General features: G+C 49.6%; 12 protein-coding genes and 1 pseudogene. 2 read left to right on the top strand and 11 right to left on the bottom strand.

What is annotated here, in order from left to right; translation table 11 throughout:
- Window positions 1-470 precede the first annotated feature (470 nt).
- From H6F72_RS28540 to arr, 7 genes are all read right to left on the bottom strand, one after another.
- Window positions 471-944 carry a GNAT family N-acetyltransferase gene (locus H6F72_RS28540; protein ID WP_190443258.1) on the bottom strand — a complete coding sequence of 158 codons (474 nt, stop codon included), beginning with the start codon at window positions 942-944 and terminating at the stop codon, window positions 471-473.
- Window positions 945-1,118: 174 nt separating this feature from the next.
- Entirely contained in the window at window positions 1,119-1,559 is a 441-nt protein-coding gene (locus tag H6F72_RS28535; RefSeq protein ID WP_190443257.1) for a GNAT family N-acetyltransferase, read from the bottom strand.
- Window positions 1,560-1,813: 254 nt separating this feature from the next.
- The gene (locus H6F72_RS28530) at window positions 1,814-2,590 is read right to left on the bottom strand and encodes an SDR family oxidoreductase (protein ID WP_190443256.1); all 777 of its coding nucleotides are present in this window, start codon (window positions 2,588-2,590) and stop codon (window positions 1,814-1,816) included.
- Window positions 2,591-2,726: 136 nt separating this feature from the next.
- On the bottom strand, window positions 2,727-3,110 hold the full coding sequence (locus tag H6F72_RS28525; RefSeq protein ID WP_190443255.1) for a nuclear transport factor 2 family protein: 384 nt from the start codon (window positions 3,108-3,110) through the stop codon (window positions 2,727-2,729).
- Between the two features lie 90 nt (window positions 3,111-3,200).
- Window positions 3,201-3,821, bottom strand: coding sequence for a LysE family translocator (locus H6F72_RS28520; protein ID WP_190443254.1), 621 nt, complete (start codon window positions 3,819-3,821; stop codon window positions 3,201-3,203).
- Window positions 3,822-3,926: 105 nt separating this feature from the next.
- On the bottom strand, window positions 3,927-4,103 hold the full coding sequence (locus H6F72_RS30000) for a hypothetical protein (RefSeq protein WP_206755473.1): 177 nt from the start codon (window positions 4,101-4,103) through the stop codon (window positions 3,927-3,929).
- A 308-nt stretch (window positions 4,104-4,411) separates the two neighbouring features.
- Window positions 4,412-4,828, bottom strand: a complete 417-nt coding sequence (gene arr, locus H6F72_RS28515) for an NAD(+)--rifampin ADP-ribosyltransferase (protein ID WP_190443253.1) — start codon at window positions 4,826-4,828, stop codon at window positions 4,412-4,414.
- Between the two features lie 365 nt (window positions 4,829-5,193).
- On the opposite strand from arr, the gene H6F72_RS28510 reads away from it, so the two are divergent.
- On the top strand, window positions 5,194-5,397 hold the full coding sequence (locus H6F72_RS28510) for a DUF4177 domain-containing protein (protein ID WP_190443252.1): 204 nt from the start codon (window positions 5,194-5,196) through the stop codon (window positions 5,395-5,397).
- Window positions 5,398-5,764: 367 nt separating this feature from the next.
- Here the strand turns inward: H6F72_RS28510 and H6F72_RS28505 are convergent, their stop codons facing one another.
- The 4 genes from H6F72_RS28505 to H6F72_RS28490 form a co-directional block, all read right to left on the bottom strand.
- Window positions 5,765-5,968: a hypothetical protein gene (locus tag H6F72_RS28505; protein WP_190443250.1), complete on the bottom strand. Its 204-nt coding sequence runs from the start codon at window positions 5,966-5,968 to the stop codon at window positions 5,765-5,767.
- Entirely contained in the window at window positions 5,965-6,228 is a 264-nt protein-coding gene (locus H6F72_RS28500) for a hypothetical protein (protein WP_190443248.1), read from the bottom strand. The genes H6F72_RS28505 and H6F72_RS28500 overlap by 4 nt, the downstream gene beginning before the upstream one ends.
- A gap of 210 nt (window positions 6,229-6,438) precedes the next feature.
- Window positions 6,439-7,581 (bottom strand): WD40 repeat domain-containing protein, encoded by a 1,143-nt coding sequence (locus tag H6F72_RS28495; protein WP_190443246.1) that lies wholly within the window; start codon window positions 7,579-7,581, stop codon window positions 6,439-6,441.
- Window positions 7,582-7,639: 58 nt separating this feature from the next.
- Entirely contained in the window at window positions 7,640-8,269 is a 630-nt protein-coding gene (locus H6F72_RS28490; protein ID WP_190443244.1) for a hypothetical protein, read from the bottom strand.
- Window positions 8,270-8,545: 276 nt separating this feature from the next.
- Between H6F72_RS28490 and H6F72_RS28485 the strand changes: the two are divergent.
- Window positions 8,546-8,716, top strand: a pseudogene (locus H6F72_RS28485) (IS701 family transposase); the annotation flags it as partial.

Here is an 8,716-nt window from a genome sequence, read left to right as displayed (position 1 = left end):
TCGCTTACCAGAGCAGCAAAACCATCTATCAAGTCAAGCATGGGATGCTCTCGGACTACTTGATTGCACAACTCAAGCATCCGTCTGTTCAGATGGCTCTTGCGTAAGTCCTGAGGGATTTCAAATGGGCAAAACTGCCAAGTCCCTATTTGCCCAGAAGTGGGAGGAAGGTTGGAAAAAGCCCCTGCCCCAATGGCAGGCAGAGTTGAATATTCAGCCAGTTCGGGCTTAGGCAGACAAGCTACTGAATGGGCGAATTACACTACATCATCCAGCCTTTCATCCTCTCTTAACTGCCGAGTTGAACGAATATTGTGCCTTCAACTTGAAGCACCTGATCAGTCATTTCAAACCGCTGCCATCACCGAGAACGAAGCCAGCTAACGTTCCGATTGAGCGGATTGAAGCCATGTCATATCGTTATGCGCTCAACTTTGAAAGTCTGTTCCAATCATGTTCTTGAACTGCGATCATTGATTATTTTGCTCCTGTTCATTGATAGCGTTAGTGTCACTTTCATCATAGATCCACATCGCTTTAATGCCTTGTGAATGCTTAAAGCCAAGCTTTTCATAGAATGGAGCGGCATGATTGATTGCCAATAGAATCTGCTGATGAAAGTCTGTGTAAGGAGCTTGAAGGCGTTTCATGATCTCTCGTCCTATACCGATATTTTGATACGACGGCAATACAAGCAAATGAGGGTAATAAACGGTTAATGCTTTATCTGAAATCGCATTCCCAAGTCCGATTAGAACATTTTGATGCCACGCTGAGATGACCGTTTCTGAGCTTGAAAGCGCGTATAACAAAGCATCTGGCTTCTTTGCTGATGACCATCCACATTGAGAGTAAAGATGGATGACTTGTTCACGGGGCAAGTCCGCCCCTTCTCGATCTTCAACTTCTCCGAAAAGCCTTCCTACTGATATAACGTTGCTCATCTAGAAGATTTTGTCCCACAATGAACTAAATCTTGATACTTACAGTCAAGATTTCGGCTACTACCTGAATGATAAGGTCAACCAGCTCAACGATTCGGCTGAGCGGCTATGACTAAACTGAACCAACCCGCTGACCAACTTTGCCAGTCCGCTCCAATGGGTTGTATACCACCGCTATAACTTTAGCGAGTAATGGTAAAATTGCTCATCCTTGCAATACCCAAGCAATTCATAAAGTGACTGAGCAGCAACGTTAGAAATTTGCGTTGCCAAAGAGATTCGGATAGCGTCTGTTTGTCTTGCAAAGTCCTCTGCCGTTTTCAATAACAACTTCGCGACACCCTGATTTCGGCAAGTTGGTTCAACAAATAAATCGTTCAGAATCCAAACTCGCTTCATTGAAACGGAAGAAAAACTAGGATAAAGCTGCGTAAATCCGACTATACGTCCCTTATCGCTTGCCACAAATATAATCGAATCGCCTTTATGGAAACGCTCCTGGATAAATTTCCTGGCAGTTTCAAGATCTGAGGGTGAGTTGTAAAAAACGCGATATTGGTCAAACAACTGTGATACCGCTTCAAGATGCTCCAAACAAGCTTGAAAAACTTCCATCTACTATCCTCAAGGACCACTGCTTAAATAATTTAGCGTCGAGCGCACCAACCATAGCTTCTAAAATATTGACTCAGCAACGGATTGAAGATAATTCAGTTCCAAATGCTGATAGGCGAGATTCAATACCTGGCTCTAACCAAGACTTGCGGCATAACGACAAAAGCCAGGGGCGGCATAGGACTTTGCAACCGCTCAGACGGACTCCTTCCGTCCGCTGCGGTGGCTGGTTAGCCTACGCTAGCATTCAACATCTACACTCTACCTCCTGTGGAATTGAGAACTTGTCCTGTAATCCACTGAGCCTCATCTGTCACAAGCCACCCAATGAGACGCGCTGCATCTTCTGGTTGTCCCCAACGGCCTTGTGGATGAGCTGCCCGAATTGATTCATACAGCTCAGCAGAGGCATAACCTGTGTCTGTTGCGCCGGGATTGACTGTATTTACAGTGATGCCCCGCGAAATTAAATGAGCTGACAAACTCAGTGTGAGCTGATGAAGCGCACCCTTAGAAGCAACATACGCTAACTCTCCAGGCATCGGGCTAAGATGCTGCCCAGAAGTAAGAAGCACCAATCGACCTCCCAGGCGACCATCATGTTGAGCCGCAAACGCTTGCACTAGTAATAACGTCCCTCGCACATTCACTTGTAAATGCTTGTCAATTTCTGCTGCGGTTAATTCTTCCAAGTTCCCCATCGTACTGTAAGCGTGATTGGCAATCAAAATATCGATATGACCAAAGGCTTGTATAGCCGCGTTCATCAGTTGTTGGGGAGCCGTGCAGTCGAGCAGATCTGCTTCAGCATGAGCAATATGAGTGCCCTGCTGCTGGAGGTCTTTAATAATTGCAGAAATTCCATCTCGGTCAGCACCCCAAGGTTGACTGGCATCAAAGGGGGAAAAAGAATGAATAAATACGTCTGCCCCTAGCATCGCTAATTGTTGGGCGATCGCAAAGCCAATCCCTTTGCGCCGACTCACACCAGTCACAAGGGCAACACGACCTGTTAATGCAGCTTCGGTCAAACCATCAACTCCTCGGCACTATTCAACAGCTAGCTCTACCTAAGAAACGAAGCCAGCTAAGGTTGCCTATCACTCGCCATAGATCACCTTTGTAGCATACTGATCAACTCTCAACGGTCGGTGTGTATGCGCGTTGTTAGGCACCGAGGCCAGACGATGAAAGTGGGCAGACTTCCATGGCTTGAATCAAGCCCTGCTTAATGGTGAAATAGTGGCCGACGTGCTCATCGGCAAGCACGGCTCCGGTCAGATCGCGCACGACCTGATGCACCTCGACCAAGACCCGCCCATCATCCTCCAAGTGAAAGGCAACTGGCTCGACGTGGGGATTGATCTCGCTCCACTGCTCCGTCCAGTAAGCGCGGACTGCTTCAGGAGTACGGACAAAACCGCCTTTGAATGCCTTCGGCCAAGACACGTTGGGAGTCATGAGGACGAGGGCGGCATCAATGTCACGCGCGTTGAATGCTGCGTATGCTGCGCGTAGCAGCTCGATTTCTGGTACAGGTTGCTCTGGCATAAGCGGTAGGTGAAGGAGATGGGACAGTGTCTAACTCTTTGCTGCAGCGGACAAAAGCGCAGCTTTTTGGCTGTCCACTGCAACAAAGAGTTAGAAATCGCGGGCATAGTGGAGGCCAAGTTCAGCCGCCCTCCCAATGGATACGAGGCCAAACCAGACCAATGTGCTAGCAAGTAACTTCATCGTTAGGCGGTAGCCACGGCTCTCCAAGGACGGGAAGAAGCGGACGGCAAGAACGGCAATAGCAACCTTGGAAGCGATCAGGGTTCCAATCGCTGTTACTACGAAGACAACGCTCTCGGCGTTAGAGCCGCGAATGATGTAGTTCCCGCCAACCGTAAACCAAAAGAGATAGGGACCTGGGTTGAGAAGGTTTACCTTCACGGCTGTAGCGAGGGAGCTTTGTGATTCAAGCTTTCCGGTTAACGAAATGTCGTTAACGCGAAACATCCTTGCGGATAGCCAAAGCAGATAGGCTCCTCCAACCAAACTGAGAGCCGCAGCAAATAGTTTGATACTCTTGAATTTCGAGAGAAACCAAAGTGCCGCGATGGTGATTGGGCCATCGGTAATCAAGGGTGCAAGGCTTGCTCGCACTCCGGCGAGAAGCCCTCTCGATAAAGCTTGTTGAATTACGATGACACCGAGTGGCCCCGGCTTAAGACCCGCAGCCAATCCGAATGAGAGTGCGGAAAGGAAGAATTCGTTCATTGGCAATTTCTAACGTTCCCGTTCGCCCGCGACCGATTGCCTCTGCATCCTCAACAATCGCTCCCCTTCAGTGGTGTGCAACGGGATTTGTTGGGTTGGGCAATTCTACTCAAGTTCTTGTAAAGCTGCTTTTGTCCATTCATCCTGAAGCTTCGCTTGGACTTCAACACTAATAGGTTTCATATCGTCACCATTCTCGAAAATGTATACGGCTTCGGGACACGGCTGACCGTTTTCACCTACTTTATATACTTCTAACCCCAAACCTATATCGAGCAGCATTCCCGAAAGTACGACTTTCCTGCTGGCTCCGTAGCACATTGGCAGGAGGTCATGCAAAGCTAGTTTCTCTCGAACCCGCTTAAAAGCCTCAAAGCAATGCCAATCCGTTTCTTCAACCTCACCTTCAGCCCAGTATAGCTTTATGTCGCATTTAGTGCGTCGTCTGCTATTGTCAGTTCAATCTCGACCACCTAATTCAACTTTTGCTACGAGCAACTGAGCATTAGCGTCTCTCAATCAGATTTCAAATTGACCAACGGCTTGTTCTGAATGCGCAATCGGACCCCTCGCAACTCGTGCAGAGCAGCTCAGTCATCGATGGGCTCCAAACCCGCGATGCGGTCCTTCATCGCTTGGATGACCTCCGGGGAGTGTCCCTGCCAGTTCAGGTATTCGCTCACCACCCGCAGCGGCTCCTGCGCACGATAGGACTTTGTGGGATTCCCCGGATACTTCTTGTCCGTCAGGTTGGGGTCATCCATAAACGAGCCGGTCGGTTCCACTAAGTAGATGCGGCCTGGACCTTGGCCCCTCGCCAGCTCCGCTCCCCAAGTGGCCGCGTCCAGAGTCTCGCTGAAGTAGACCCAGGGCGATCGCCGCTCGGTGTAGTTGGAGGCATAACCAGGTTGAATCAGGTCGCCAGGCTTGAGGTCCGCCCGGGTACCATGGTAAAACCGCCGTGAGCGGGTATCGGTGGGTGTCGATGGGGTGGCGGGATTGCTCATGGGGCTGCCAGGTCTCGCCAGATGTTCTATCGATAACGCTTCGATGCACTACGACCACCCACACTGTTGCGATCGCTTCACCAATTCCACGTATGGCCAAAATGTCGTGTTAACTAACAACTTTCGTAAATTTTACGATCGCTTCAACCTGAGTTGCAATTAGGAATCGCTTGAACCCATGCTGGACCAAGCTTTGTGTGATTATTCTATTTATAGAGATTATGACAATCGATAGCAACGAGCAACGGGGGAGCTGAGTTTTCAGAGATTTGGCCTGGGGGCGATCGCCGCTAAGATCAGACTTTGTAGTGAGAGATGAGTATCGGAAAATTTTAGGGTAATTTTGAAATGCTTTAGAGAAGGCTATGGGTGAGTGGGAATATAAAACGGTTAAGTTCTTTGCTCAAGGAACATTCGAGGCAGGGAAGATTAACGAAATAGAACTTGAGGATGCATTGAATGAAGCTGGAGCTAGAGGCTGGGAGTTAGTGTCAATTCTTCCTGGCACACGTGCTAACGGGGAACTGTGGGATTTTGTAGCAGTACTCAAGCGGGAGGTTATTTCGTAAGCTTGCAGACCGATCGCCCGCTTGATGTAAGATTCCCTCTCTCCGTTGAACTACCCAAAAAACCTCAACACCTTTAATCCAGCAAACCTGAGGTGTTGATCGCGGTGGTGGCACGTTCGCACCAGACAGCACTCATTGGCACAGTCTGTCATGCTAGGAGGAGAACTGACAGTAGCAATCCATCACATAGGGCACCATTTGGCACGTTCTGACACAATCTATGGATATTGTGCTGCTGCCGCACCTTATTTTACGATCGCTACTCCTCCACATAAATCAAATCTTTGGGGTCCAAATCCACTCGCTCGCCTCTGGGGTTTTTGCCGCTGACCCATAAGCGACCAGAACTCGTGAACAAAGTTTTGCTCTAGCTGGGACAGCTGATCTTTTCAGTTTGATTTTGATAGGTCAATCGGCCTGACGTAGTATGAGTAAAGATATGAAAGTCAAAATTGGCGATCCCTACACCTGTCTCACCCACAACTTCTAAAGTTAACTGTCCGCTATGTCCTGAGCTTCCTTGCTCAGAAATCACATAGTTTTTGCCAGAGGTCGGAGCCACCAATTTCACGTCGCCGACTCGCGCTCGGATCGCTTGACAAGTGCTGACTGATTCGCTTCCTGTCTTAAGCTTCGCTGAACCACCAGAGCGGTTTTATAGACCCCAAGGCTAAAGAAAACAATCGCTGTCCATAGCCATAACTCCAACCAGCCCGGAATGGTCCTATCGCGATAGTTGACGAGATGAAAGAATACGGGTGGGAGAGCACCTACTATGGCAACGGCTAGCCCTCCTAACAGGACGAATAGCGCCGCTCTACTTCTACTCATGGGGCAATTACCTTTTACTCATTGTTAGATAAGCTTGGCAATTTAGCGATCGCACTCACCCAAATCTGTGGGACCAGACTCATTGCCAGCCGCTCCGTCCTGTGGTTCAAGTGAGATTGTTAGGAAACAGGTGGCCATGGAACCATCCTACCTAGGCAGATTCTACGGGCGGCTCAAGTAGGGTGAGGATTTTATCGCTCGAGTCCTGACTCAACGAATGACCTGAATCGTCTGGTTATCAATCACAATTGCCATCTGCTGCCCATCCCGGCTAAAGACCACCCTCGTTGGTCCAGATTTGTACTTGAGGGCGGGAGGAAACTCCCAGCTCTGGTGGGTTTGAAAATTACTGATATAGTATCCAATCACATCAGACCCATAGACATAGGTTTGTCCATCTGGACTGAGCGCTAAGAGATTAGCGGTTCGGTCGATGGAAAGCCGAGACAACCGTTGGAACTTTCCCGTTTTAGTCTGCCAATGATGAAGGTAGCTAAAGATGCCATCGTTGGCAAACGCGATTACGTCTGGCTGATTGGGACTGAAAACAATATCCACAATTGACAACAAATTACCTTCATATCTTGCTTGCAGTTTGGCTTGCAGCTTTCGGGTCTTGAGATTCCACAGATGCAGTTGAGAATTGCTGTTGGCTAGAGTGGTAAACCCTACCACAGCACTGTCTGGGCTAAATGCTAAGCGGTCAATGTAGGTAACAGGCGACCCTGTGACTTGTTGCAACGTTCCCTGTGGGACATTCCAGATGCGGACTCCCGATTGGAGTTTGTTAGAACGGCTGCTGATGCTTGTGGCCAGGACGCGACTATTGGGGCTGAACTCAACCTGGCAAACAGCGATGTCAGGGGGTTGCATCTGACCTGGAACTGGAGGGGTTTGCAGCGGATGATCTTGAATAGGTCGAGTCCACTGAGATTTCCCTGTTTTGAGATCCCAAACGTTGAGTTCGATCTGGCGCTTAGCTTGTACTTTTGGAGCTGCACGCGACTCTAGGAGACCTGCGGCAAATTGCCCATCCGGACTGAGGGCGATATCACAGAAGGCAAAGCCCGCTTTGGCTGGAAAGGTTGAAATTCTTTGGCCTGTCTTCAAGCTCCACAGTTCGGCAGATTGTTTAGTGGCTCCATCAGTCAATAAGGTTTCGCCGTCTGCACTAAATTCTAGTTGGGTCGCACTCGTCGGCAACGAGACGCGCAGCGTGGGACGCTCCCAAGATTTTGTCGAGTTCGGCGTTGCGCGAGGCACAGCGTTGGGAATCTGTTGTGCAGGAGCACTGGAGGCGATCGCGCAACTAACCACTCCTGACACCCAGGCGAGTGCAATAGTAGACTTCATCAGAAAAGCTCGGTATGCGGGAAACTGCATTGCTGACGTACCAGGTTCTAACAGGCTTCTAGTAAGGTAATGAAACGGGACGGAGGTAGCTGGGGGAGTGGCGCACAAAGCAGTTTGCCCCTGGAATATACATCCAGCGCTGTCCTGCTGAATCGGTACCAAACGTATTGATGCCCTTGAGCCGCGTCGAGAACTGCGTCCCTAACGGGTAGCTCTTGACCACTCGCCCACCCGGAGTGGCACGGCAGTTAAGTGACGTAGCGTCAGTGACTGTCCACAGGGGATGATTCCACGAGTAGTCAGCACTGAGGGACCCACTTCCCGGATCTCCGGGGTAATTCCCACTCCTCGCCACAGGTAAGTTTTCGACTAAGTTGACCACGAATTTGGTGCCCACAGGCGATTCACACCGACTCCCACTTTGCGCGATCCTCCATTCCGATCTCAGTGCCACCCCACCTCCAGCCAAGCGGGTGCGATTCAACGTCATCGTGCCCTTGCAACCCATGTCTGGTTTGCCCACATAATCCTCAAACGTGCCCGTGTAGGTAACGTTGTTCGGAGCCGTCTTTTGAGTCAGGATGGTAATGCCTCCGTTGACTTGCTTCCCTCCTGCAAGGGTGGTATAGCTACCACTGTTTTTAGGCAAACCCGCAAGCTCAGGACTGCCAGACTCATTGAGGTTCATGATGGTTGTCCCGTTCGTGGACCTATAATGGGCAGCTTGGGCTGGGAGAGTGGTAGCTACGAAGAACGCTATAGAAATTAGTAAGAGACGAGAAAACTTCATGCTGAATGGTGGAGAGGGTTGAGCGTTGCCTTTGAATTCACTACAGGCAAGTTTGATTCCAAGGAAGCTATGCCACTTCTGTAACTGGTCTGCAACTCGAGAGATGGGGCCGCAAAAAGCATAAGAAACCTCTGACTCTCAGGACTTACGCAGGAGCAATATTAGACTGGAGCAATGAGCTTCACTAAACTCGACTACTGCCAATACCTGATCAGTAGCCCGATCAACTACACAGTGACAAACTTGGCTGACCATCTTGATGGCATTAGTCATGACCGCATCAACCGTTATTTGCGTGGTGAGAAGTTGACCCCTCGTCTGTTGTGGGACAACGTTCAACCACTA

It is taken from the genome of Trichocoleus sp. FACHB-46 (genome assembly GCF_014695385.1).
GTDB lineage: Bacteria > Cyanobacteriota > Cyanobacteriia > FACHB-46 > FACHB-46 > Trichocoleus.
Note: the sequence above shows the minus strand (reverse complement) of the source record. Positions and strands in the feature narration are given on the sequence as shown.

Excerpts from the sequence above, each read along its gene's own strand:
- H6F72_RS28540 (WP_190443258.1), bottom strand. The coding sequence starts at position 944 with ATGAGCAACGTTATATCAGTAGGAAGGCTTTTCGGAGAAGTTGAAGAT.
- H6F72_RS28535 (WP_190443257.1), bottom strand. The coding sequence starts at position 1,559 with ATGGAAGTTTTTCAAGCTTGTTTGGAGCATCTTGAAGCGGTATCACAG.
- H6F72_RS28525 (WP_190443255.1), bottom strand. The coding sequence starts at position 3,110 with ATGCCAGAGCAACCTGTACCAGAAATCGAGCTGCTACGCGCAGCATAC.
- H6F72_RS28520 (WP_190443254.1), bottom strand. The coding sequence starts at position 3,821 with ATGAACGAATTCTTCCTTTCCGCACTCTCATTCGGATTGGCTGCGGGT.
- H6F72_RS30000 (WP_206755473.1), bottom strand. The coding sequence starts at position 4,103 with ATGCTGCTCGATATAGGTTTGGGGTTAGAAGTATATAAAGTAGGTGAA.
- arr (WP_190443253.1), bottom strand. The coding sequence starts at position 4,828 with ATGAGCAATCCCGCCACCCCATCGACACCCACCGATACCCGCTCACGG.
- H6F72_RS28510 (WP_190443252.1), top strand. The coding sequence starts at position 5,194 with ATGGGTGAGTGGGAATATAAAACGGTTAAGTTCTTTGCTCAAGGAACA.
- H6F72_RS28500 (WP_190443248.1), bottom strand. The coding sequence starts at position 6,228 with ATGAGTAGAAGTAGAGCGGCGCTATTCGTCCTGTTAGGAGGGCTAGCC.
- H6F72_RS28495 (WP_190443246.1), bottom strand. The coding sequence starts at position 7,581 with ATGAAGTCTACTATTGCACTCGCCTGGGTGTCAGGAGTGGTTAGTTGC.
- H6F72_RS28490 (WP_190443244.1), bottom strand. The coding sequence starts at position 8,269 with ATGAACCTCAATGAGTCTGGCAGTCCTGAGCTTGCGGGTTTGCCTAAA.